The 24,656-nt window shown below is 67.9% G+C and carries 13 protein-coding genes; 4 read left to right on the forward strand and 9 right to left on the reverse strand.

Annotated elements, in window-relative coordinates; all coding sequences use genetic code 11:
* Positions 1-17 precede the first annotated feature (17 nt).
* Complete coding sequence (locus tag ACZ5ZX_RS19095; protein WP_465503324.1) at positions 18-2,954, reverse strand: glycoside hydrolase family 3 C-terminal domain-containing protein; 2,937 nt, start codon at positions 2,952-2,954, stop codon at positions 18-20.
* Positions 2,955-3,262: 308 nt separating this feature from the next.
* Positions 3,263-5,974, reverse strand: coding sequence for an exo-rhamnogalacturonan lyase family protein (locus tag ACZ5ZX_RS19100; RefSeq protein ID WP_465503325.1), 2,712 nt, complete (start codon positions 5,972-5,974; stop codon positions 3,263-3,265).
* 256 nt (positions 5,975-6,230) lie between these two features.
* Between ACZ5ZX_RS19100 and ACZ5ZX_RS19105 the strand changes: the two genes are divergently transcribed.
* The gene (locus ACZ5ZX_RS19105; RefSeq protein WP_465503326.1) at positions 6,231-7,340 is read left to right on the forward strand and encodes an aldose epimerase family protein; all 1,110 of its coding nucleotides are present in this window, start codon (positions 6,231-6,233) and stop codon (positions 7,338-7,340) included.
* A 289-nt stretch (positions 7,341-7,629) separates the two neighbouring features.
* On the opposite strand, the gene ACZ5ZX_RS19110 is transcribed toward ACZ5ZX_RS19105, so the two are convergent.
* A complete protein-coding gene (locus tag ACZ5ZX_RS19110) occupies positions 7,630-9,642 on the reverse strand; it encodes a glycoside hydrolase (RefSeq protein ID WP_465503327.1) in 2,013 nt (670 codons plus the stop codon).
* Positions 9,643-9,789: 147 nt separating this feature from the next.
* Between ACZ5ZX_RS19110 and ACZ5ZX_RS19115 the strand changes: the two genes are divergently transcribed.
* Genes ACZ5ZX_RS19115 through ACZ5ZX_RS19125 form a run of 3 tightly spaced genes read left to right on the forward strand, consistent with a single transcriptional unit; the run spans position 9,790 to position 14,204 of the window.
* Positions 9,790-10,887 carry a substrate-binding domain-containing protein gene (locus ACZ5ZX_RS19115; protein ID WP_465503328.1) on the forward strand — a complete coding sequence of 366 codons (1,098 nt, stop codon included), beginning with the start codon at positions 9,790-9,792 and terminating at the stop codon, positions 10,885-10,887.
* Positions 10,888-10,936: 49 nt separating this feature from the next.
* The gene (locus ACZ5ZX_RS19120; RefSeq protein ID WP_465503329.1) at positions 10,937-13,147 is read left to right on the forward strand and encodes a glycoside hydrolase family 3 C-terminal domain-containing protein; all 2,211 of its coding nucleotides are present in this window, start codon (positions 10,937-10,939) and stop codon (positions 13,145-13,147) included.
* A gap of 49 nt (positions 13,148-13,196) precedes the next feature.
* A complete protein-coding gene (locus tag ACZ5ZX_RS19125) occupies positions 13,197-14,204 on the forward strand; it encodes a LacI family DNA-binding transcriptional regulator (protein ID WP_465503330.1) in 1,008 nt (335 codons plus the stop codon).
* A 219-nt stretch (positions 14,205-14,423) separates the two neighbouring features.
* Here ACZ5ZX_RS19125 and ACZ5ZX_RS19130 read toward each other — a convergent pair whose 3' ends face one another.
* Genes ACZ5ZX_RS19130 through ACZ5ZX_RS19155 form a run of 6 tightly spaced genes read right to left on the reverse strand, consistent with a single transcriptional unit; the run spans position 14,424 to position 24,540 of the window.
* The gene (locus tag ACZ5ZX_RS19130; RefSeq protein ID WP_465503331.1) at positions 14,424-17,231 is read right to left on the reverse strand and encodes a beta-galactosidase; all 2,808 of its coding nucleotides are present in this window, start codon (positions 17,229-17,231) and stop codon (positions 14,424-14,426) included.
* Complete coding sequence (gene yicI, locus ACZ5ZX_RS19135; RefSeq protein WP_465503332.1) at positions 17,228-19,471, reverse strand: alpha-xylosidase; 2,244 nt, start codon at positions 19,469-19,471, stop codon at positions 17,228-17,230. The genes ACZ5ZX_RS19130 and yicI overlap by 4 nt, the downstream gene beginning before the upstream one ends.
* A complete protein-coding gene (locus ACZ5ZX_RS19140) occupies positions 19,468-20,280 on the reverse strand; it encodes a carbohydrate ABC transporter permease (RefSeq protein WP_465503333.1) in 813 nt (270 codons plus the stop codon). Before ACZ5ZX_RS19140 ends, yicI begins: the two co-directional genes overlap by 4 nt.
* The gene (locus ACZ5ZX_RS19145) at positions 20,277-21,161 is read right to left on the reverse strand and encodes a carbohydrate ABC transporter permease (RefSeq protein WP_465503334.1); all 885 of its coding nucleotides are present in this window, start codon (positions 21,159-21,161) and stop codon (positions 20,277-20,279) included. Before ACZ5ZX_RS19145 ends, ACZ5ZX_RS19140 begins: the two co-directional genes overlap by 4 nt.
* Positions 21,158-22,435: an ABC transporter substrate-binding protein gene (locus ACZ5ZX_RS19150; protein ID WP_465503335.1), complete on the reverse strand. Its 1,278-nt coding sequence runs from the start codon at positions 22,433-22,435 to the stop codon at positions 21,158-21,160. Before ACZ5ZX_RS19150 ends, ACZ5ZX_RS19145 begins: the two co-directional genes overlap by 4 nt.
* 32 nt (positions 22,436-22,467) lie before the next feature.
* Entirely contained in the window at positions 22,468-24,540 is a 2,073-nt protein-coding gene (locus tag ACZ5ZX_RS19155; protein WP_465503336.1) for a glycoside hydrolase family 2 protein, read from the reverse strand.
* Between the last annotated feature and the right edge of the window lie 116 nt (positions 24,541-24,656).

The raw sequence follows: 24,656 nt of genomic DNA on the forward strand, positions 1-24,656 counted from the left end.
CGTTCACTTCGGGACCGCTACCGCAACGAGAACGTGCTGATTCTCGAATCGGACGTGAAGACGAGGTAGACGTCTTGCCGTCCGCTCAGCCCGGACACCGTCGCGGAGGTGGTCGAGTACTGGTACTTGTCACCGGTGCTGGCGATCTGCGCGGTGCCGACCACTCGTCCGCGCGGGCTCCCGAGCCGGATTTCCACTGTGGACGTTCCCGGTTGGACACGAGCCGTCTTGGCCGTGAACGTCTTCGCCCCGGAACGGAAGTCCACGTCGCTGAAGCGCAGCCAGTCGCCCGCGCCGACACCGACCGCTTCACCGCGGGCCTTGCTCTCGTCGACCAGCTCGACACCCGAGTAGTCGTCGAAGTCGATCGCCCTGGTGTCCTTGGCCAGATCACGCGGCGGGATCTGCTCGCCCCGGACGGGGAGCGCCGACCGCAGCCGGATGTCGGCGGCGGACGCGCCCACCATCACCTCGTGGACGGAGGACTCCAGCACCCACTTGCCCCGGGTGACGTCCCAATGCCTGAGGTCGGGCACCGACAGGCGCACCGTCTTGGTCTGTCCCGGCTGCAGGTTCACCCGCTCGAAGCCACGCAGCTGCTGGTTCGGCTGCTTGTCGCGGGAGACCAGCTGGCGAGTGTAGAGCTGGACCACCTCGTCACCGGCGCGCTTCCCGGTGTTGGTCACGTTCACGGTCGCCTCGAACGTCCCTTGTGGACCCGGCTTGCCCAGCCGCAGATCGCTGTAGCGGAAGTTCGTGTACGACAGACCGTGCCCGAAGGAGTAGAGCGGGTCACCGTTGAAGTACTGGTAGGTGGTGCCGCGTTTCATGATGTCGTAGTCGAGGATGTCCGGGAGGTCGGCATCCGAGCGGTACCAGGTCTGGGTGAGACGGCCCGCCGGGTTCACGTCGCCGTAGAGCACATCGGCGAGCGCGTTGCCGGTCTCCTGTCCGGCGTGCGAGGTCCACACGATCGCCGGGACGTTCTCCTGCTCCCAGTTCAAGGTCGTGGGATAGCTGTTCTCGACCACCACGACGGTGTTCGGGTTCGCCTTGCGCACGGCCTTGATCAGCTCGCTCTGGCTCTCCGCCAGCGCCGTCGTGGTGCGGTCGTGGTCTTCCCGTCCGTTGATGAACGGCATGCTGCCCACGACCACGACCGCCGTTTCGGCCGATCGCGCCGCGTTCACCGCGCTGTCGATCCCCGAGGTGAGCTGCTCCTTGCGGAACTTGGTCGCTCCGGCCGCGTTCGGCGAGCCCAGGGTCAGCGTGCCGTCGGCGGCGACGGTGAGGTAGCTGTTCGGCCCGTCCCAGTCGTTCGGGATCTCGTACCCGGCGTACTTGATCACGACCGTGCCGTCACCCGCGTCCTCCAGTTTGAACTGCTGCTGGACGAACCAGTCGCGCGGCTGCGGAGCCTGGTTGACGAACGGGCTGGTGGCGTTGGAGAGGTTCTGCCGCTCGACGTACTTCCCGTTGGCGACACTGCGCAGGGTCAGCACGCCCTCGCCCCAGTTGAAGGCGTCGAACTGCTCGGTGGCCCCGACGCTGGTGGCGCCTGCCTTGAGCACCGCGCCGGTGTCACCCGTCCCACCGCTGAGGTACCTGCCGGTGGAGGCTTCGCGCAGGGCGATCCGGTCGACTGCCTCGGTGTCGCTGACCTTCGCCCCGGCGCCGAGCCGCGCCTTGATCCCGTCCACCGGGGTCACCTTGTACGGCAGCCCGCCGGAGTACCAGTCGGTGTACAGGGTCTTCTCCAGCGGCCCGATGACCGCGACGCTGCGCTTCGGGTCCAGCGGCAGGGCACCGCGGTCGTTCTTCAGCAGCACCATGGCCTCGGCCGCCGACTTGCGGGCGAGCTGCCGGTGCGCCGGGCTGTTCACCACGTCCTTGCCGATCTTGGCGTACGGACCGCCGTCCGGGTCGAAGTCACCGAGCCGGAAGCGGACGCTCAGGACGTGCTTCACCGCCTTGTCGATGTCCGACTCGGCGAGCAGTCCCTTGGCCAGCGCGGAGTTGATGATCCCGATGGTCGGCGCGGGGTTCTGGTTGTCGACGGTGAAGCCGTCGAGACCGGCTTTGAGGGCGGCCGAGAAGCCTTCTTCGTTGGTCTTGAAGTACTGCTCGGAGCCGGTGAGGTTGTACGGCGCGGACGCGTCGCTGACGTTGTAGAGCGTCTTGTCGGTCCAGCTCCGCACGACGTCGTTCAGGTCGGGGTTGACCGTCGCCGGACGGCCGTTCACGAGGTTGTACGACCCCATCACGCCCGTGGCCGCGTCGGCCGCGATCGCCGGTTTGAACGCCTGCTCGTCGTATTCACGCAGCACCCGCGGGCGCAGATTGGACGACGTGGTGTCGCGGCGGATCTCGTTGTTGTTGGCCAAGTAGTGCTTCAGTACCGGCGCGGTCTTGAGGTACTGGGGGTGATCGCCCGACATCCCCTTGCCGTACGCCGTCGAAATGGCCCCCGTCAGCAGGGGGTCTTCCGAGTAGCCCTCTTCGTTGCGCCCCCATCGCGGATCACGCAGCAGGTTGACCACCGGCGCCCACAGCTGGAGACCCCAGAACCCCGGGTCCTGGGAGTGGTAGCCCCGCGCCTCGTCACCGACGACCGCGCCGACCTGCTTGATCAACGCCGGGTCCCAGGTGGAGGCGAGCCCGATCGCCTGCGGGAAGACCGTGGCGTTGGCGGTCACGACGTTGCCGTTCTTCCGCTCCGTCGTCCAGCCGACGCCGTGCAGCGCCTCGGTCCCCGTTTTGAATTCGGGGACGCCCAGTCGCGGGATCGCCGGTTGGAACTGGTGCAGCAACGAAACCTTCTCCGCCAGTGTCAGCCGCTTCACCAGGTCGTCCACCCTGGTGTTCAACGGCAGTGCGGGATCGCGGAACGGATAATCGTTCAGCTCGTCCGCGACAGCGGGTGAGGCGAGGCCTATGGTGAGGGCCACCGCCATAGCGAACATTCCCGTCCTGCGTAGGCGGGTAAAGAGAGCTGCTCTGCTCATCGGGACTCCATCGCGGGGAAATCGAAGCGCTTCGACGAATGGCCTGAGGCCCATCAGGGCGATTTTCGGGCGTGGTGATCAATCGGTGATCAGGGGAAGGGGAAATCGGGTTGTCGAAACGATTCGGTCCTGTGTCACGGCGATGTTAGCGGACGGGTCACGGCGAGACAATGGCTCGTCTTCCGGCCCGCGAGCGCTGGCAGGCGGCCGCACGGGGCGGCCGCCGCCAGTTCGGGAAACCGCTTTCCCGTCGGGTGTCACCCGGGAATCCGGTCCCCCACCAGCGCCAGGCACTGGATCGCGGCCAGCCCGTACTGCGCGGTCGCGTTGGTCGACACCCAGGTGGCCTCGTCGACCGGATTCAGCACCGCCGGGCCGGTGATCCTGGTGCTCCGCCATGGTGACGTCGCCGGATATCCGGCCTCCCCCTTGGCCAGCTCGGCCCAGGCCCGCGCCGCCAGCGCCGGGTCGTTCTTCTTCGCCGCGGCGTAGGCGGTGAGGCGGGAATGCGCCTGCTTGAGGTTGAGACTGCCGAATGACTTTCCGACCGCGGCGATCTGCTCTTCGGCCGTGCCGTTGTACAACGTGCAGTACTGCAGCCAGGCACGTTCGAACTCGGGCAGGCTCGTGGCGGCGATGATCTCGCCGCAGATCTCGACCAGCCCGAACACCGCGCTGAGGTGGGAGACCGACACCGCGACCGTGTCGGTCGCGAAGGTGCCGGTGGTGAGGTCGTACCGGCCTTCCCCGGTGATGAACCCGTTCCGCAATTTGCCGATCGCGGTACAGGTGTTCAGCAGTTTCGTCTTCGCGATCGGGTCGCCGCCGCGCTCCCATTCGGTGAACCAGGCGGCCGCGAGCGCACCCCAGTCCGTCCCCAGCCCGACCGCCAGCGCCTTCGGATCGGGCTCGTACGGCTCGGTGCGGATCTTGCGCAGCGGGTCGAGCGCCAGGAACGTCTTGTCGGCGTCGACGAGGTCGTGCAGAAGGTCACCCACCCGCTCGTCGGCGGTGAGGAAATAGAGGAACCGGCGGTTGGCCGCCGTGCTGATCCGCAACTGCTTGGCGCTGTCCGCCCAGTGCTGCACGCCGTGCCGTGTGCCCAGATCCGCGTACTTGCCGATGTGGTAGACGTCCACTTCCCCGGTGTGCCGGGTCATCGCCTCGGCCATCCGGAAGACCTCCGCCCGGCCGGTGCGCAGGTAGCTGTACCAAAGCCACAGGTCGGTGCTCAGTTCCGAGTTGTCCCAGGCGTACCCGCCGACGTCGTAGCGCCATTCGTGCCGGTCTTCGTCGTAGGTGTGCATCACGTCGCCGTAGTTCCAGAAGCCGTACCACCGGCGCTGCTCGACCTGACGCCGATAGAAGTCGAAGAGGAAGTCGAGCCGGTCTTCGAGCTGGGCCTTGGCCGGCGTCGACCGGTCGACCGGCGACCAGTCGCCGAACACACCCGCCTCCCGCATCCGCTGGGGCGTGGTCACCAGCAGCGGCGAGGCGCGTACGACCGCGGCCTGTGCGGCGAGCCGCTCGGCCGGCGGCGTCGCGTCCAGCGCCCAGAACGTCAGCTCGCTGGTGCGCGCGACACCGTAGGGATTGCCGAACCCCGGCTCGTAGTCCTCATAGGTGATTTCGAGGCCTTCGAGCTGCTCGGGATAGGTGTCCATACCCATGCCGTCGTGGTAGAAGCGCAGGTCCATGGGTTTGGCGTCGGGCGACCACAGCCACAGCGTGACCTCGGCCGAGTCCCCCGCGGCCCCGCGGACGTCGAGTTGAGTGGGATGCAGCTGCCAGAAGTCCCGCATGCCGAACGCGAAGCCGCCGCTCACTCCCCCGACGTACCCGAAGCCGCCCGCGCGAGCACCTGCGGCGGCGTGGATCCAGCCGCGGCCCGCCTTCGTCCGCTTGCGGATGGCGTAGCCGTCGGCGGTCAGCTGGCTGAGCGTGTAGTCACCCCACGCGGGGATGAGTTCCAGCCGCTTGCTCACCCGGGTGTCCCAGGTGGACACCTCAGGCGTGCGCCTGCCCTCGACCTGTGCCTGGCGAACGGCCGCACCCGGATCGCGGCGCAGCCCGGTGATCCCGCGGATCGCCTCGGTGAACAGGCCACCGTCCGCACTGGCGAACCGCACGTGCCGATTGTGCGGCTCGTCGGTCATCGGGACCCGGAAACGGACTCCGAGCCCGCGGATGAAGTCCTTGTCGGCGTCGCCGTCGAAGACGAAGCTGTGCACCATCCGGAAGTTCTCGGCGCCGGCGTGGAAGTACAGCCGGATCGTGAACGGCAGCCATTCACGGCCGCCGTGTTCGGCGCGGTGGCCGCCGTCGATCCGCACGACGGCACGCACCGGCCCGTTCTGCTCGACCATCACCTGACGCACGGCACCGGTGTAGCGCTCGCGTTTGGACGCGCCTTCGTCCAGTTCGTCGGTACCGTTCTGACGGAAGCACACCAGCTCACCCGCTTTGGCGACAGGTCTGCCCCCGCGAGCCACCTCGTCGATCAGCACCTTTCCGGCCGTGTTGAGCACACACCTCAGCACGCCGGTGTCCACCACGATCTTCCCGTTCCGCCTGGTGACCGTGACCGCCTTGGCCGGAGCCGCCGCGGGCCCGGGAGCCAGCCGGTACCGCTCGGCGGCCGGGGCGCCGGCAGGCACGGCGTGGGCGCTCCACTTGAGCGAGCCGTCCGGCCAGTACCCGATCGGCCAGCTTTGCACCGGCACCTCGGCACCGTCCTCGGTACGCAGCCCGAACGGCGAACCCGGCCGTATCCGGCCTTTCGGCCAAGGCACTCCCCAGGTCACCCCGACCATCTCCCCCGGAGGGCGACCGTCGAGCCAGCGGATCTCGGTCGGTTCGCCGGGTTCCGCCGCGTACGCGGCCGGAACGGGGACCGTCAGCGGCAGCGCGGCGCCCGCCCCGGCGACCACACCGCTTTTCAACAGCGTCCGTCGAGTGAGTGGAGACATGCCTTACCTCCAAGGGATTTCTGGCGTCCGCACACGGACGGCCGAATTCCGGCAAGAACAGGAAAGCGCTTTCCTCTGGTGGGCACAAGGGGCAATTTCTTCGTCGTCACCCAGGTGGCCGCCACACCGTCCACTGAGGACATTGGCCGCCGGTCACCGCTCCACGAGCGACTCACCCGAACCTGACTCGGCCCGTGTTAGCGTTAACAGCGCTCGCCGGACGCAGACCGGCGAACCGGACATCGGAGGCTCGGGAATGGGTGTGGTCACGAAGGCCCCCACCGTCGGCAAGGAGCACCTCGGCACCGTCGACGGCGAGGACGTGCACCGGTACGTCCTCGCCAACGACCACGGCGTCACCGTGCGGATCCTCACCTACGGCGGGGTCGTCCAGTCGGTGCACGCGCCCGGTCGCGACGGACACGGTGCCAACGTCGTCCTCGGCTTCGGCGACCTCGCCGGTTACGTCGCGAACAACCGTCCCGATGCCGCGCGGGTCTTCCTCGGCGCCATCGTCGGGCGGTACGCGAACCGGGTCGCGGGCGGCCGCTTCACCCTCGACGGCCAGGAGTACCGGCTCCCGCTGAACAACGGCGAGAACAGCCTGCACGGCGGCAGCGAAGGCTTCGACACCAAGGTCTGGGCCGCGACCGGCCTCGCCGACGCGGACGCCGCCGGTGTCCGGCTCACCCACGTCAGCCCGGACGGGGACCAGGGCTATCCCGGCACCCTCACCACCGAGGTCGTCTACAGCCTCGACAACCGGAACCGGCTGACCATCGGCTACCAGGCCACCACGGACGCGCCGACGGTCGTCAACCTCACCAACCACACCTACTGGAATCTCGCGGGCGAAGGCTCCGGCGACGTCCACGACCACTGGCTGACCATCAACGCCGACCATTTCTCCCCTGTCGGTCCGGATCTGATCCCGGCCGGTGACCCGGCACCGGTCGACGGCACGCCGTTCGACTTCCGCCGTCCGGAACGCATCGGCGCCCGTCTCCACCTGGACGACCCCCAACTGCGCGCCGGACACGGATACGACCACAACTGGGTGCTCAACCGGAGCGACACGACGTCGCTCAGCGTCGCCGCGCGCGCCTGCGATCCGGTGTCCGGCCGCGTCCTCACCGTGCTGACGACCGAACCCGGCATCCAGTTCTATTCGGGTACTTTCCTCACCGACGCGCTCACCGGCACCGGCGGCCGTCCGTACGGCCCCGGTGCCGGTTTCGCCCTCGAAGCGCAGCATTTCCCCGATTCGCCGAACCGGCCGGACTTCCCCAGCACCGTCCTCCGGCCGGGAGAGACCTACCGGCAGACCACCGTTTACGAACTCGGCGTCACCGAAAACACGCGGTGAGGCGGTGAGGCGCCGGTGCCGTATGGGTCGGGTTGGTCGTGAGTGGCGATTCGCGTGAAGGCCAATCGTGCCTTAGGTACTCACCATCGGACGACACGCGTGATCCGACGGAGAGCACGCGTGATCCGACGGAGAACACGCGACGAAACCTGCCGCTCCCGCGTGTAATCCATCCAGTCACACATGTCCTCCGTCTGATCACACGCGCCATCCATCCAGCCACGCGAAACCACCGACTCGGCCCAAATCGGGCACTTTTGCTCGGAAAGTGGCTTTCACGACCCGCCCGCTACTTACCCGCCCCGCCGGTCACCGCCCACCGCTGATTCGCCCCCGAGGTCGGCGTCCACGTCGAGACCTTCGCACCATCCACTGTGGACTGCCCGGACACGTCGAGCAGCCTCCCGGTCGCCGCGTTGACGAACGTCCAGCTGTCGTCACCGGAGGTCGACATGATCCACTGCCCGGCCCGGTCCGGTGGGCCGGCGGACGGCGGCCGCAGGACGGCGTCGGCCCCGTTCACCGCGAGTTCCTTGCCGGTGGCCACATTGACGACGGCGTAACGTTCCCGGTTGCTGTCGCCGGGCGTCAGCTTCCGCAGTTTCCACCGCTGCGCCTTGTCGGCGGCGTCCGTCGCGCGGATCACCACACCGGACGCGTCGCCGTTCGGTGCCAGTGCTTTGCCGCTCGCGATCCCCTGCAACCGCTGGACCTGTCCCGGCTGGACGACCGCGGCGTCCGGGGAGACTCCGGCGACACCGTCCACCAGGAAGGTCGTCACCGACTTCGCCGGCACGGTGAGGGTGGCGGATCGTCCGGTCACCCGCACCGGCGCGCCTTTGACGAGCGCGCCGGCCGCACTGGTCACCACGGGCGTCACGGAAGCCCAAGGCAGGGCGAAACCGAACCGTGAAAGGTCCACGGTCACCTTCCGGGTGTCCGCGGAGTTGTTGACGTGCACCACGGTGGCCCCGAGCCCGTGGGACTTCACCGCCGCCACGCTCGACGGCTCGTCGACCTTGACGAACCGGTCGCCGGGCCGGATGTGGTGGGTGAAGTTGCGGATGGTGTGGAATTTGGTGTTGGGCTTGATCAGGCAGGTCTCGAGGGTGTCGGCGGCGGTGCAGTTGAACGGGATGTGGATGCTTCCCCAGTTCTTCCCCGCCGCCGCCTGTGGGATCGAGTCCTCGATGGGCTGCCAGAACACCCAGGCCGACGGCTCCAGTTCCCGCATGTCGCCGACCATCCGGGTGGCGATCCCCAGTCCGGGCTCCATGCTCGTGAAGTCGGTACCGGTCCCCCAGGTGCCTTCGACCTCGCTCATCCACAGCTCGCGGTCCGCACCCTTGGCGATGTCCCGCGCGCTCGTGCGCATGCCGGTGCCGTAGGTGTGCACGTTGAGCTGCTCGACGGCCGCCCGCACCGCGCCGTCGTAGGCGTTCCAGTTCTGGGTGAAGACGCCGGGGTTGGTTTCGTCCATCGCGGACACCTTCGCCCGCGTCGATGACCCGTTCAGCTCGTTACGCAGTGCCAAAAGGACCTTCTGCTGCAGTTCGGGTCCGACGTGCGCGCCTTCCTGCCGTCCGCCGGTCGGCTGCCCGTCCGGTCCGAGCTGTGTCCCCCAGTACGGGGTGTTCGGCTCGTTGAGCGGGGCGATGGTGTCGAACTTGATGTGGTGCGCCCGTTCCAGTTTCTCGGTGACCCGGACCAGATACTCGGCGAAGTCGTCGACCCGGTCGGCGCGGATCTGGTCGACGCTGGAGTCGAAACCGCCGGACACGTACCCGCTGACGGTCTGGAACCACGGCGGCGAATTGCTGAACGCCTCCCATTTGGTCACCTTGTGCTTGATCTGGTCCACCCACCACCGCTGGGCGGCATCGGCGTCCCAGTTCCAGTGTGCGGGGTTCGCGGGCTCCCACCAGTCCGTGTTCTCACGCGTGGTCCCCGGCGGCGCCTGCCAGAACCCGGGCATCGTCGCGCCCGCCTTCATGTAGTCCTTGCGGACGTCGGGCGCGTTGCCACCACCGATGTTGTAGCGCGCGATGTTGAGGTTCAGGCCGTTCTCGCCGAACAGCAGGTCGACGAGCCGTCGCCGGATCGGCTCGGGGTAACCGCCGGTGGCGTTGGCGAACCAGACCAGGCTCGTCCCCCACCCTTCGAACGGCTGCTGCCGGTACGAGGGATCCACCCGGATCGTGACCGAACTCGCCGGCACGTCGGCGCCCGCCGGCGGGGCGAGGCCTCCGCTCAGCACTGGTGTCAGAGCCAGCGCGATCGCGCCCAAGAGTCTTCTGGCCACAGGCACTTCCTTTCCAGGAGACCACGATCATCGAGGTGGCTCCTTTGCCGTTCCTCCTGGTGGAGTCGTGAGGATCAGCTCACTGCCTGGCATAGTCACTGGTCAACGAAACGATCAAAAGCGCTCAACCTCGAACGGAATCGAACGATGGCCGGAAAAAGTCCGAAGCTGGCGACCCAGCGCCGTGACCTCATCCTCGCCGCCGTGCGGGCGGAGGGCACCGTCCGGCTCACCGACCTCGTCGAACTGCTCGGCGTGTCCGCGGTCACCGTCCGCCGGGACGTCATGGTGCTCGCCGATCGCGGGCTCGTGGTGCGGGTACACGGCGGTATCAGCGCACCGCGCCACTCGGAACGACCACGACCGCACTCCGGTCCCGTTCCCGCCGTCGCCACCGCGTTCGTCGGGATGGTGGCCCCGTCGGTCGAGTACTACTGGCCCGCGGTCATCAGGGGTGCTCAGGCCACTCTCGCCGCGGCGGGCGGGCGGCTCCTCACGCGGGCGTCGAGCTACGACCCCGCCGAAGACCGGCGCCGGGCAGGCGAACTGCTCGACCGCGGCGTGCAGGCCCTGCTGGTCGCGCCGAGCACCACCGGCCGGGCGGGCGTCGAACTGCTGCGGTGGCTCGGCGGCCTCTCCGTACCCGTCGTACTGGTCGAACGCCTCCCGCCGCCCGAACTGCCTTCGATCGCGCTGGACGCCGTCGTCACCGATCACGTGATCGGCGCGGGAGTGGCCGTCCGCCATCTGGCGGCGTTGGGGCACCGCCGGATAGGTTTGGTGCTGTCCCGGCAGAGCCCGCACAGCGAACAAATCCGGATCGGCTGGTGCACCACGCTGAAGTCGCTCGGAATCGGCACCGAAGAAGTGCCCGCGATGGACATTCCGCCATACGGTCTCCCGGGCTGGCCGGGTGAGGCCGACGAACTCCTCGATCGGTGTCGGAGCACGGGCACGACGGCCCTCCTGGTGCACGCCGACCGGGAAGCCATCGGCATGGTGGAACGCGCGCAGGAGCGGGGTATCCGGATCCCGGACGAGCTCACGATCGTGTCCTACGACGACGAAGTGGCCGCCGTGGCCGATCCGCCGCTGACCGCGGTCCGGCCACCGAAGCACCGTCTCGGGGCGCTGGCCGCCGAACTCGCGCTCGCCAGGGCGGACGATCCGATCGACCGGCCGGTACACCGCGTCGTGCTCTGGCCGACCCTCGCGGTGCGCGATTCCTGCGGCTCCCCACCATGAAGACCAGCCGAGTACACAGTGGACAGATCACCGCCGGAAAGGAAACCCGTTGACCTCGCCGATCGAATCCACCGACCTCACGCTCGAACAGAAGGCGTCGCTGCTGTCCGGCCGCGACTTCTGGCACACCGAAGCGATCGAGGAGGCGGGTGTCCCGTCGATCCTGCTCTCCGACGGCCCGCACGGCCTGCGACGGCAGGACAGCGAGGCCGACAATCTCGGCGTCCACGACAGCGTGCCGTCCACCTGTTTCCCGCCGTCGGTCGCGGTGGGTTCCAGCTGGGATCCCGAGGTCGCGACGCGCGTCGGCGCGGCCATCGGCCGGGAAGCACGGGCCGCCGGGGTCTCGGTGGTGCTCGGCCCCGGCGTGAACATCAAGCGTTCCCCGTTGTGCGGCCGCAATTTCGAGTACTACTCCGAGGATCCGCTCCTGAGCGGGGTGCTCGCCACCGCCTACGTGCGGGCCATGCAGGCGGAGGGCGCCGGCGCGTCGGTGAAGCATTTCGCGGCCAACAACCAGGAAACCGACCGGATGCGGGTCAGCGTGGACGTGGACGAGCGGACCCTGCGCGAGATCTACTTCCCGGCGTTCGAGCGTGTCGTGACAGAGGCGCGTCCGGCGACGGTGATGTGCTCGTACAACCGCGTGAACGGTGTCTACGCGTCACAGAACCGCCGTCTGCTCACCGACATCCTGCGGGACGAGTGGGGTTTCGACGGCACCGTCGTCTCGGACTGGGGCGCGGTGAACGACCGGGTCGCGGCGCTCGCCGCGGGGCTGGACCTCGAAATGCCGGGTACCGGCGGCAGCGGCGACGCCGAGATCGTGGCGGCGGTCCGGAACGGCGAGCTGGACGAAGCCGTCGTCGACCGGAGTGTCCGCCGCGTTCTCGGCCTCATCGGGCGGTCGGTGCCCCCGGCAGGCGACATCGATCCTGAGGAGCAGCACAAGGTGGCGAAACAGGTCGCCGCCGACTGCGCGGTCCTGCTGAAGAACGACCGGGACGTGCTGCCGTTGAACACGCGGTCGGCGGTGGCGGTCATCGGCGAGTTCGCCGCGAGCCCGCGTTTCCAGGGCGGCGGCAGCTCCCACGTCAACCCCACCCGGGTCGACGCCGCGCTCGACGCGATCCGGGAGCTCAGCAACTCCGTGACCTACGCGAGCGGCCTGGCCGACAACGCCGTCGAAATCGCCCGCCAGGCCGACGTCGCGGTGGTGTTCGCGGGGTTGGGTGAACGGGACGAATCCGAAGGCTTCGACCGGGAGACCATCGACCTCCCGGCGGCACAAATCGAGCTCATCAAGGCGGTCGCGGCGACGGGCAGGCGCACCGTGGTCGTCCTCTCCCACGGTGGCGTCGTTTCGCTGGAGGGGTGGCACGACGACGTCGACGCCATTCTGGACGGCTGGCTGCTCGGCCAGGCGGGCGGAAGCGCGATCGCCGATCTGCTCTTCGGAATCACCAACCCGTCGGGCCATCTCGCCGAGAGCATCCCCCTGCGGCTGCGGGACAACCCCAGCTACCTCAACTTCCCCGGCGAATCGGGCCACGTCCGGTACGGCGAAGGGGTCATGGTCGGCTACCGCTATTACGAAACCGCCGAGGTCGCCGTCCGCTACCCCTTCGGCCACGGCCTGTCCTACACGACCTTCGAGACCGGCGACCTCACGGTCACCACGACGGGCGACGACTCCGCCACCGTCGCGGTGAACGTCACCAACACCGGGACCCGCGCCGGGAAACACGTCGTCCAGGTCTACGTCGCCACCAGCGCGGCTCCGGTGCGCAGCCCGGCACGGGAACTGCGCGCGTTCACCAAGATCTCCCTCGAACCGGGTGAGACCCGCCGGGTCGAGCTCACCCTCGATCGCCGCGCTTTCGCCTGGTACGACATCGAACTGAGCCGGTGGGTGGTCTCCCCCGGCGACTACACCGTCCAAATCGGGCGGGACGCGGCGCGGATCGTCGCCGAAACGCCGATCACGCTGGCGGGTGACGTCATCGTCCCGGTTCTGTCGCTCGATTCGACGGTCGAGCAGTGGTTCGGCCACCCTCTGGTCGGCCCGGAACTCGGCGCGCTGCTCGCCGCGAACCTGCCCGACGGTCAGAGCAAGCAGGCGCGGGACAGCGCCGACTGGATGCGCATGGTCGCGTCGATGCCCATGCGCCAGTTCAGCAAGCTCATGGCCTATCGGGGGGTCGAGCTGCCGTCCGAAAGCCTGCCGAGACTGATCGAGCTGAGCAAGGGCGGCGCGTGAGACGGCCCGAGGTCGTCGAATCGATTCGACTCCGCACTATCATCGAAGCATGGTCACCATCGCAGATGTCGCCCGAGCGGCCGGGGTCTCCCCGAGCACCGTGTCCTACGTGCTTTCGGGCAGGCGTTCGATCTCCGAGGACACCCGTCGCCGCGTCCAGCACAGCATCAGCGAACTGGGGTACCACCCGAACGCCGGCGCCCGCGCGCTGGCCAGCAGCCGCACCAACGTGCTCGCGCTCGTCGTCCCGCTGCGGACGGACCTGAACGTCCCGGTGGTCATGCAGTTCGTCGCGGGCACGGTCACCAAGGCCCGCACCTACGACCACGACGTGCTGCTGCTGACCAAGAACGAAGGCCCGGACGGCCTGCGCCGGATCGCCGCGTCCGCCATCGCGGACGCGCTGATCGTGATGGACGTCGAGACCTCCGAACCCCGCCTCCCGGTGCTGAGATCCTTGCACCGGCCGGTGGTGCTGATCGGCGTTCCCGCCGACCCCGGCGACCTGACCTGCGTCGATCTCGACTTCACCGCCGCCGGCGCCACGAGCGTCACGCATCTGGCCGACCTCGGGCATCGCGAGGTCGTGTTGATCGGCCCCTCCCCCGCGGTCTACAAGCGCGGCACGAGCTACGCGGGACGCTTCCTGCGTGGCTTCCGCCAGACCGCCTCGAAACGCAAGATCCGCGCGGGCTCGTTCCCGTGCGCTCCTTCTTACGACGCGCTCCGGGCCTGCCTCGACGACGTGTTCGCCAAACACCCAGGCGTCACCGGGCTGGTCGTGCACAACGAGGCCATCCTCGGCCCGCTGCTGTCCGAACTGAGCCGCCGCGGCAAGCAGGTACCGCAGGACATCTCGGTGCTGGCGGTCTGCCCGGAGGACATGGCCGAGGCACAGTCGGTCCAGCTCACGTCGATCGCCATACCGGCCGCCGAACTCGGCAGCCTCGCCGTCGAGATGGCCATGCGGCATCTGGACGACGGAAGCCAGGGTGAAGTCCGGCTGCTGTCACCCCGGCTGACCGAACGGGGCAGCACCGGTCCGGCGGCTTCCTAGCGGCCTGAGTCGTAAGTGCCTGGCGGTGTGGCGTCGGTACAGGTGGTCGTGAGTGGCGATTCGGGTCAAAACGGACCTCTCCTACGCACCTATGCGTGGCCTGCGGGGTTGCTCGCGGAAAGTACATGATGGCCCCCTTCCTTGCGCTAGGCGCAGGGAAGGGGGCCATCATGTACTGGGGAAGGTGCCGCCAACCCAGCCCACGCCTCACCGCTCCCCCTACCGCGAACCCCCGGTCCAGTGGTTCCCCAGCTGAACGAGGCTCACCGGCACCGGAGCGCCCGCCCCGGCTTCGGTCGAGACCACCGCCAGCGAAAGGGTGTTCGCGTTCTTGAGCACCCCGGCCGGCAGCACGAAGTCGCGTTGCGGACCGCCGTTGACGTACTGGCCCATGTTCCAGCCGTTGACGAACACGAACACCCGGTACTTCCCTGCCCGCTCCCCGAACCGCAGCGCCACCGAGACGTCCTGGTTCTTGGGCGTGTCGGCCCGGAACGTGGTGCGGTACCAGGAAACCCCCGGCTCCGTGGTGGCGGGCGGCCGCTCCCAGCGACCGTGACCACCGCCGGGGAGATGCCAGCCCTCGCGTTCGCCGTACAGACCGCCGGCGTTCAGCGGGCCGCGTTCGGCGTCGGTGGTGCGACCGCCTCGGATCTGCCAGGAGATCTTCGCGTCGCCAATCGCCGCCCCGAAGAGGCCGCGAGGCTGTTTGAACCTGGTGTCGTCGGCCGTCCAGTCGTCGTTGTGGCCCATATTGGTCACGAGTACCGAGAGCCGGGCCGGCTTTCCCTTGGCCAGCAACCCTTCCGGCACCGCGAAGTCACCGCGGCCGGGGTCGGGATTCACTGGCGGTTCCGAATCGGCTTGCGTACCGCCGAGGGCGGACCCGAGATAACGCCCGTTGAGCCACACCAGATAGCTGCCGCCCTTACCCGTGATGGCGTTCAGCGACACCTTCTTCTCGCTGCCGTCGGCGGTGAAGTCCCCGCGGTACCAGACGTTGCCGTGGTGGTAGCCGTACTCGTCGGAATAGAGGACCGGCAGGGTCTTCGGCTTGATCGGGCTCGCGGCCGTGGTCTTGTCCGCGACCGTCCAGCCCGTGTCACCGGTGGCGGGCGCTTCGGCCCGGTACTGCCAGCCGGACAACGCGGGCAGGGTCACCGCACGCGGCCCCGGCAGAGCCCCCAGCAGTGAACCACTCGGCGTGCGCCTGGTCTCGACCTGCCTGCCGCCGACGACGAGCCGTCGTGCCGGAGCGAAGACCTCGACGTCGCCCGGTGCGTCCGTGTCGGCCCGGAGCACGAGCTTGTCGCCCGCCATCTTGGCCTCACGCACGACCGAGGTGCCCCGGACCAGCACCGGCCCGGCCTCGGTGTCCATCCGCCAGAACTGGGCGGCGGTCTCGTCGGTGCCGAGCAGGAGCAGCATCGGCGGCCGTCCGCCACCCGAGACGAGCACCCTTGCCAGCCCCGAGTGGGTGTAGTCGAGGCGCAGATCCTTGCCGTCGAACGAGCTTCGCACGTCACCTTCGAGCACGCGCACGTCCGGCGCCGACGAATACCGCAGCACCGTCGACCCCTGCTCACCTTGCCGCCCGTACAGCATCGCGACATCGCGGCCGTCCGCGGTGACGTGGGTCAGGATCTCCGAGTTCGACCACACCAGCCGCTGCCCGCCGAGATCGTATCCGGCGACCAGGACCTTGGCGTCCCGTCCGTCGACCCGGACCGGCACCGAGTAGTCGCCGTCCGGGGTCGACCAGTCCAAAGTGGTCGAAAGATCCGTGGCCGCGCGCCGATCCGCGTGGCGGACGAGGACGAACTGCGTACGGGTGTCCGGATTGGACCTCGCCTGGGTGAAGACGGCCGGGTCCGCGGACTTCGGCGCGGTGGCCGCGTCCGTCTTCCGCAACGGCGCGACCGTGGTCATGAAGTAGCCCTGACGTTTGAACTCGTCGTACTTCTCGGTCAGCCCGCGTGACTCGGTGATGGCCGCGCCGTAGTCGTAGGAGGTGTAGACGTCGTTGGGTTGCGGCAACCAGCCCCAGGACGTGCCGCCGTACAGCATGTAGTAGCCGAACATCGTCGCGCCGCTGCCGACGACGTTCGACTTGTAGTACACCTTCATGTAGTCCGGGCCGGTCAGTTCCCGGCACTTCTCGTAGCCCGCGTTGTTCAGGTCGATGGCGCCCGCCTGATACTCGGCGGCGTAGACCGGGGCGTCGTCGCGCAACCGCCGGGTGACCCCTTCGCCCCACGTCCCCCAGGTATCCGGATCGGGGCAGTTGAACGCCTGCGGATAGTCGTCGACACCGGGGATCTGGACGGCGCCCTGGCCGGACGACCAGTTCGGCAGGTCGCCGTTGCAGCAGTTGTTGTGCACGATCGGCACGTCGATCCCGTCGGCCCTGGCCTTCTGCTGGATCTGTTCCATGTAGAGCGGGTCGACGTTGGCGCCGTATTCGTTCTCCGCGTTGTACGCGATGACCGAACCGCCACGGGTGACCTGGTGGCGGGCCAGGATCGGGTTGATCCGGCCGAGCCATTCCCGGTAGGCGGCGGTGTAGCCCGGGTCGCTCGACCTCGCGCGCCCGTCGACCGTCTTGAGCCACGCGGGAAAACCGCCACCGGTGGTCTCGGCGTTGATGTAGGGGCCGGGCCGGGCGATCACGTACAGCCCGAGCTCTTCGGTCATCCTCAGCAGCCGCTCCACGTCCCGCACGCCGCTGAAGTCGTACACGCCGGGGGCCGGAGAGTGGTAGCCCCAGTGGAAGTACAGCGAGACGCCGGTGAACCCGGCGGCCCGGATCTTCTCCAGCACGTCCCGCCACAGCTCCGGACTGGGCAGCCGGAAGTAGTGGAACTCGCCGGACCACAGCATGATCCGGCGGCCGTCCACGGTGAGTGAGTACTTGTCGTAGCCGACCTGGTGCTGTTCACGCGCCTGCGCGACCGGCGCCGCGCTCACCGACTGAGCGGGCGCGACGACGAGACCCAGCAGCATCAAGAAGGCGGCGAAGATCCTCATTGGACACCTTCGATCGTCAAGGCGTTTCCCGTCGCCACGATCGGATCTTCACCCTCCGGGAAGGCCACCTGCCAGGATCGGGGCGCGGACTCGGCGTCGACGTGGACGCTGTCGCCCTCCCGGCGGGTGTGGAACGTCGAGCCGCCGACGGTGGTGGTGATCCGGGCGCCGTCCTCCAGCTGGTACAGCCGCAGTGTGACGCCGTCGGCGTAGTCGTAGTCCGGCCGGTCGTCGACCGCGCCCAGCGGCAGGACGGTGTTGGGACGCACGAGCAACGGGACGGTGAGCATGTCGCAGACCGTGGTCACCCACCTGGGCCCTTGGATCTCTTCGCCGGTGAAGTAGTCGGTCCAGACGCCGTCCGGAACGTAGTAGGTCACTTCGCCTTCGTCGGAGAACACCGGGGCGACCAGGAGGGAGTCACCGAGCATGTACTGCCGCTCCAGATGCGCGCACGCCGGATCGGCCGGGAACTCCAGCGCCATCGCCCGCATCATCGGGATGCCCTCGGCCGACGCCTGTGTCGCCGCGTGCCACAGGTACGGCATCAGCCGCGCCTTGAGCTTCGAGAAAACCCGCAGGACGTCGACGGCCTCCTCGTCGAACAACCACGGAACCCGGTAGGACGAACTGCCGTGCAACCTGCTGTGCGAGGACAGCATCCCGAACGCGATCCAGCGTTTGAACAGCGCCGGATCCGGAGTGCCTTCGAAGCCGCCGATGTCGTGGCTCCAGTACCCGAAACCGGACAGGCCGAGGGAAAGCCCGCCGCGCAGGCTCTCGGCCATCGACTCGTAGGTCGACTCGCAGTCGCCGCCCCAGTGCACCGGGAACTGCTGCGACCCCGCGGTGGCCGAGCGGGCGAACACCACGGCCTCGTCTTCGCCGCGGTGTTCGCGGAGCACGTCGAAGACGGTCTTGTTGTACAAGTAGGTGTAGTAGTTGTGCATCCGCTCGGGATCGGATCCGTCGAAGTAGACGACGTCCGTCGGAACCCGCTCGCCGAAGTCGGTCTTGAAGCAGTCCACGCCCTGGTCGAGCAGCGCGGCCAGCTTGCCCGCGTACCACTCGCGCGCGGCGGGGTTGGTGAAGTCGACCAGCGCCATCCCCGGCTGCCAAAGATCCCACTGCCACACGTCACCGTTCGGTTTGCGCAGCAGGTAACCGCCGGCGACCCCCTCGGCGAACAACGGCGACCGTTGCGCCACATACGGATTGATCCACACCGAGATGCGCAGGTCCCGTGCTTTCAGTCGCTCCAGCATGCCGACGGGGTCCGGGAACGTCCGCGGATCCCATTCGAAGTCGCACCAGTTGAACTCGCGCATCCAGAAACAGTCGAAGTGGAACACGCTCAGCGGCAGGTCGCGTTCGATCATGCCGTCGACGAAGCTCGAGACGGTCTCTTCGTCGTAGGACGTGGTGAACGACGTCGACAGCCACAGTCCGAACGACCACGCGGGCGGGAGCGCCGGCCTTCCGGTCAGCGCCGTGTACTTGCGCAGGATCTCCTTCGGGCTCGGACCGTAGATGACGAAGTACTCCAGCGACTGGCCCTCGACGCTGAACTGCACCCGCGACACCGCTTCCGAGGCGACCTCGAAGGACACGTTCCCCGGATGGTTGACGAACACGCCGTAACCGGCGTTGGTCAGGTAGAACGGGACGTTCTTGTAGGCCTGTTCGCTGCTCGTGCCCGCGTCGGCGTTCCAGATGTCGACGACCTGGCCGTTGCGCACCAGTGGCCCGAACCGCTCGCCGAGCCCGTAGACCTGGGCGCCCACGCCGAGGTCCAGCTGGTCACGGACATGGTGTGTGCCGTCGAGGCTCATGAAGCCCATGCCCTTGGCCCCGCTGGTGGTGAGCACCTTGTCGCCCGCGACGAAGTCGACCTTCCACCCGTCGCCGCGGTGCAACCGGACCGACAACGAGCCGGCGGTGAGCGTGTGGCCGTCCTCGGAGACTTTCGCCTCCTCGTCGACGGTCGACAGTGCGAAACTGGGCTCTTGCGGCAATCCGCCCTCGAAGTGCGTGACGCTCACTCCGATCACGTCCGGCATCGGCGAGGAGAACCCGACCGTCGCCACCGGACCCTTCAACAGGTCGCCGCGATGGCGGATGCGATGGGTCGGCGCGTGCACCACGATCCGGCCGTCCCCGGCGGTGAGGTCGTACACCTCGACCGGATGCGCCGCCTGCACTCCGTCACGCAGCAGCCAGTAGCCGTTGCTGAATTTCATTTGACCGCCCCTGCCGTAATGCCACGTGTCAACGTCCGCTGGAAGATCAGGAAGAAGGCGATCGCCGGGATGACCCCGAGCAACGCCGAGGCACTGGTCATGGTCGCGTCCATCATCCGCTGCCCCTGCAGCACACCCAGTGCGACCGGGACGGTCTGGGTGTCGTTGGAGATCAGCAGGATCAGCGGCAGGAAGAACTCGTTCCACGTCCAGATGAAGAAGAACACGAACAGCACGCCGAGGGTCGGCTTGCTGATCGGGACCACGATCCGCACCAGGGTCTGCCATTTGTTCGCGCCGTCGAGATAGGCGGCCTCGAGCAGCTCGTGCGGGAACCCGACGTAGGTCGAGGACAGCAGGTAGGTACCGAACGCGGCCTGGATGATCGTGAAGATGATGATCACGCTGAGCTGCGTGTCGTACAGACCGGTCTCGTTGGCGAGGAAGTACAGCGGGTAGGCCAGCGCTTCCTGCGGCAGCGTGTTCGCGATGAGGAACGCGACCAGGATCCACGTCCGGCCGCGGACCCGCCCGATGCCCAGCGCGTAGGCGTTCAGCACCGAGATCACCACCGCGAGCACCGCGACCGACCCGCTGATCACGACGCTGTTGAGCAGCTTCTGCCCGAAGTCCACCCGTACCCAGAAGTCGATCAATCCCTGCAGGTACACCCCGTCGGGAAAGGACAGCGGGCCGTCCGCGGCGTACTCCGCCGGGGACTTCAGCGCGTTCACCGCCACGATCAGGAACGGCGCGAGCATCACGACCGCGAGAACGATCAACGACCAAAGCGTCAGATGCCGTTTCACGCGCGCTCACCCCGCCTCTGGATACGAAGGAAGATCGTGGTGAGGACGAGGATCAGGACCGTGAGCACGGTCGCGATCGCCGCGCCGTAGCCGACCTGGGTCTTCTCGAAGAAGTTCTGGAACGAGTAGTACGACGGCACGTTCGTCGAACCTCCTGGACCTCCCCTGGTCAGCACGTAGATCGGCCCGAACACCTTCAACGCGGCGATGGTGCAGGTCAGCAGGACCACGAAGACCTCGGGCCGCAGCTGCGGCACGGTCACATGCCAGAACCGGCCCCACCACGACGCGCCGTCCAGTTCGGCCGCCTCGTTCAGTGACGGATCCGCCCGCTGCATCCCGGCCATGAAGATCACCACCGGGTAGCCGACCTGGATCCACACCATCACGCCCATCACGCTCCACAGCGCGACATCCGGGTCGCCCAGCCAGTTCTGGCCGAGCGACCCGAGGCCGACGGCGGAGAGGAGTTCGTTGACCGCCCCCTCGGGCGCCAAGATCCAGCTCCACACGACGCCTGCCACCGCGATCGGCAGCACCTGCGGCAGATAGACACAGGCACGCAGCACACTGGCCGCCCGCGTCCCGAACCGCTTGGCCACGAAATCGAACAACGCGGCCGCCACGATCAGCCCCAGCACCGTCGGCACGATGGCCATCGCCACCACGAGCCCGAGGTTGTGGCGGAACGACGCCCAGAAGACGTCGTCCGCGAACAACCGCCGGTAGTTCTCCAGTCCTGTCCACTTCGGATCGCCGGCGCCGGACCACTGGGTGAAGCTGATGCCGATGTTCATCGCGAACGGCACCAGGATCACCGCGATCAGCAGCAGCGCGCCGGGGATCAGGAAGAGCAGATAACTTCCTCGTCCTCTGGTCATTTCCCGATGTTCGCCAGATTCTCCTCGTAGGGCTTGGCGAGCTCGTCGAGCGCCTGTGACGGCGAGGCGCTCGACGTGATGAGCTTCTGCGTCGCCGAAACGTGGACGTCGTAATACCCGGGAGCGGGCCAATCGGGATAGAACGCCAGCTTGTCCTGTGTGGACAGTGCGGTGAAGTCCTCCACCAGTTCCTTCAACTGCGGGTCGGCGGGCGGCGTCGGGCTGTTCACCACCGGGACACCACCGGCCTCACGCAGCTTGTCCTGAATGGGCTGGGACATGGTGATCGCGATGAAGTCGAGCGCGAGGTCCCGGTTCTTCGCCCCCTTGGGGATGACCCACATATTGCCGGCGGACCCGGAGGTCATCCCCGGCCACGGGACCGAACCCCACTGGAAGTTCTTGATGCTCTGGACCAGCCTGCCGTACCACCAGCTGCCGCTGATCATGATCGGGTACTTGCCCTGCATGAACGAGGTGCCCATGCCCTCGGCGTCCACCCCGGCCGAGTCCTTGCTGATGTAGCCCTTCTTCACCCAATCGGCGAAGGTCGTCGCACCGTAGGTCCACGCGGCGTCGTGGAAGTCCACCTTGCCGGTGTAGCGCTGGTAGCGGTCGACCCAGGCGCGGTCGGCCTTGGTCAGCGCGAGCTGGTACAGGACCTGGTGCGCCGGGTACTCCGATCCGCCGACGGCCAGCGGGGTGACCCCGGCGGCGGCGAACTTGTCCATGGCCGCGGTCAGCTGCTCGATGGTCTTGGGCGCCTCGAGACCCTGCTGCGCGAACATGTCCTTGTTGTAGAAGATCTTCACGTATTCGGCGTAGTTCGGGACCCCGTACCAGTTCCCGGACCCCATCACGCCGTTCTCGTCGTACCGGGCGGTGGTCTGCAGCGCCGGGGTGAGCTGCTTGTCCCAGCCGCGTTTGGTCACCTCGTCGCTGATGTCGGTCAGCAGCCCCTGCTTGGACAGCAGTCCCGCGGTGGCGTTGCCCTTGTTGTATTCCAGGACGTCCGGCGCGTCACTCGAATTGAGCACCATCGGCGCCGTCTTCTGGATCTGCTCGAACCCCTTCTCCTCGAAGGTGACCTTGACCCCGGGGTGGCTCGCTTCGAACTGCTTGATCGCTTCGGCCCAGGCCACGCCCATCGCACTGTCCGGCGCCTCGTAGTGCCACAGCTTCAGCGTTTTCGAATCGCCGCTGCCTGCTCCGGAGCCGCAGCCGGCGATGGCCAGCATGGCGGCCATCGCGGCGGCCAGTAATCGCTTGGACATCAGGGGTTTTCCTCCACAAAAATCGGTGATCGTCAGCCCGTGAGGGTCCACGTGGCCTGGTCGGTGTGAATACGGCCGTCCTTGACTCCGGACACCGTGACCACGTTGGGCCCGGGGTTCAGGGAGACTTCCGGCCAGACGACGGCCCGGTCGGCACCACTGCGCGTGGTGCCGATCTGCCTGCCGTTGACGCGCAGTGTGACAGTGTCGGCGTTGGTGTACACCTTGACGTCGGTCTTCGAAGCGGTTCGGGTGGTCCAGCGGCCGCTCGCGAGGTGGACGACCGGACTCTTGGTCCAGTTCGCCTGGTACCAGTAATAGGCGTCCTTGCGGATCTGGCGGTCGCCGGTCACCAGGCCCTTGTCGTTGCGGCCGTAGGTGTCCCCTTCGCTGCGACCGTCGGAGGCGAAGTCGAACATCACCCAGACGAATCCACCCCACAGATACGGGCGGCTCTCGATGGCGCGCCAGTAGTCCTCGTGGAATGTGGCCTGGTACTCCTCGGGATGCCAGTCCGAATCCGGCACCGGCCGGGCCGGGCGCTCCTCGTGCTGGTGGACACTCGCCCCCGCGCCGTACTCGCTCATGCCGATCTTGCGCCACGGGTCGGCGGCGTGCAGTTCGTCGGCCCATTTCCCGAAGTCCGCGGTCGAGTCGGTGTACCAGCCGAAGTACTTGTTGTAGCCGCTGATCTCGGTATGCGAGTTCAGCACGCCGCGGTCCCACACGCAGCAGCTCGCATACGCGGTCATGCCGCCCGGCCGCTCGGCCGTGACCTGCCGGGTCAGCGCGGCGACGAGTTCGTTGACCTCGGGAGTGTCGTTCCACAGTTCGTTGCCCAGTCCCCAGAACACCACCGATGGATGGTTGAAGTTCTGCCGGACGAGCTCGCTCGTCTGCTGCTCGATGTTGGTCGTGAAGCCCCGGGTGGCGCCCGTGAGGTTGACCAGCGGGATCTCGGTCCACACGAGGAAGCCGTACCGGTCGGCGAGGTCGTAGAACCGCGGCCCGTGCTGGTAGTGCGCGGTCCGCACCGCGTTCACGCCCATTTCGGACATCAGCCGGAAGTCCTCCGCCAGTTCCGACGGCGAAATCGCGAAACCCTTTCCGATCCGGTCCTGGTGCACGTTCACGCCCTGGACGCGCAGGTGGTTTCCGTTGAGACGCAAGCCTTCGTCCGGATCCACCGTCACGGTGCGGACGCCGAGCGGCTCGGTCACCGTGTCCACGATCCGCCCGGTTCTCGGGTCGAGCACGTCGACGACGACCTGATAGGTGAACGGGTCCGTGCGTCCCGCCCAGAGCCGGGGCCGGTCGATGACGAGGGTCTGCGCGACCGAGGCCCCCGCCGGACGCACTCCGGTCGTTCCCTGTGCGACGGGAATGCCGTGCTCCCCGGTGATCCGGGTGCGGATCTTCGCGTCGCCGCCGGCGAGCTTGGTGGTCACGTCGATCACCGCGCCGCGCGCCGAAACGTCACGCTGTCGCAGGTAGACGCCCGGACCACCGAAGTCGAGCATGTCGACGTGCACCCGGTCGGTCATGACCAGGCTGACGTCGCGGTACAGGCCGCCGCCCATGGTGAAGTCGCCCGACAGCGGCGCGACCGCGGCGTCCGGCGCGTTGCTGACGCTGACCGCGATCAGGTTGTCCCGTCCCGGCCGCAGCACGGAGGTCGCGTCGAACCGGAACCGGGAATAGCCGCCCTTGTGCTCGCCGAGCCGTACGCCGTTGACCCAGACCACCGCGGTGGTGTTCGCACCGTCGAACTGCAGCCAGAGCTTCCTGCCCGCGGCCTGCGGCGGCACCACGAGCGACCGGCGGTACCAGCCGACCCCGCGGTAGTAGTCACCGCCGCCGTCCTGTCCGTCTTCGGCGTTCCAGGTGTGCGGCACGGTCACTCGCGCCCAGGCCGAGTCGTCGAATCCGGCGTTCGCCGCACCGGGTACGTCCCCGCGGAAGAACCGCCAGTCCCGGTCGAGGTCCACAGTCTGACGGCCCGCTCGTGCCGGAGCGGGCGACGCGGTCACGACAGTGCCACTCAACAGGAGGAAAGCCACGACGAGGAGCGAAACCGCCGTCTTGCGGCGGTGTCCGTTGGCCATGGTGGCCTCCCTCGGCATCTGCGGTGACCCGAACTGTCGAAGCGCTTCGACGACACGATAGGACCACGCGGCCGCTCAACACAACGTCTTGACCGGGGACGGCGGCGCCTCTAGTG

This window comes from Amycolatopsis sp. NPDC033938, from assembly GCF_055575975.1.

Bases quoted from the DNA above. Each gene is read 5' to 3' on its own strand.
- ACZ5ZX_RS19095 (WP_465503324.1), bottom strand. From the start codon at position 2,954: ATGGCGGTGGCCCTCACCATAGGCCTCGCCTCACCCGCTGTCGCGGAC.
- ACZ5ZX_RS19100 (WP_465503325.1), bottom strand. From the start codon at position 5,974: ATGTCTCCACTCACTCGACGGACGCTGTTGAAAAGCGGTGTGGTCGCC.
- ACZ5ZX_RS19105 (WP_465503326.1), top strand. From the start codon at position 6,231: ATGGGTGTGGTCACGAAGGCCCCCACCGTCGGCAAGGAGCACCTCGGC.
- ACZ5ZX_RS19115 (WP_465503328.1), top strand. From the start codon at position 9,790: ATGGCCGGAAAAAGTCCGAAGCTGGCGACCCAGCGCCGTGACCTCATC.
- ACZ5ZX_RS19125 (WP_465503330.1), top strand. From the start codon at position 13,197: ATGGTCACCATCGCAGATGTCGCCCGAGCGGCCGGGGTCTCCCCGAGC.
- ACZ5ZX_RS19130 (WP_465503331.1), bottom strand. From the start codon at position 17,231: ATGAGGATCTTCGCCGCCTTCTTGATGCTGCTGGGTCTCGTCGTCGCG.
- yicI (WP_465503332.1), bottom strand. From the start codon at position 19,471: ATGAAATTCAGCAACGGCTACTGGCTGCTGCGTGACGGAGTGCAGGCG.
- ACZ5ZX_RS19145 (WP_465503334.1), bottom strand. From the start codon at position 21,161: ATGACCAGAGGACGAGGAAGTTATCTGCTCTTCCTGATCCCCGGCGCG.
- ACZ5ZX_RS19150 (WP_465503335.1), bottom strand. From the start codon at position 22,435: ATGTCCAAGCGATTACTGGCCGCCGCGATGGCCGCCATGCTGGCCATC.
- ACZ5ZX_RS19155 (WP_465503336.1), bottom strand. From the start codon at position 24,540: ATGGCCAACGGACACCGCCGCAAGACGGCGGTTTCGCTCCTCGTCGTG.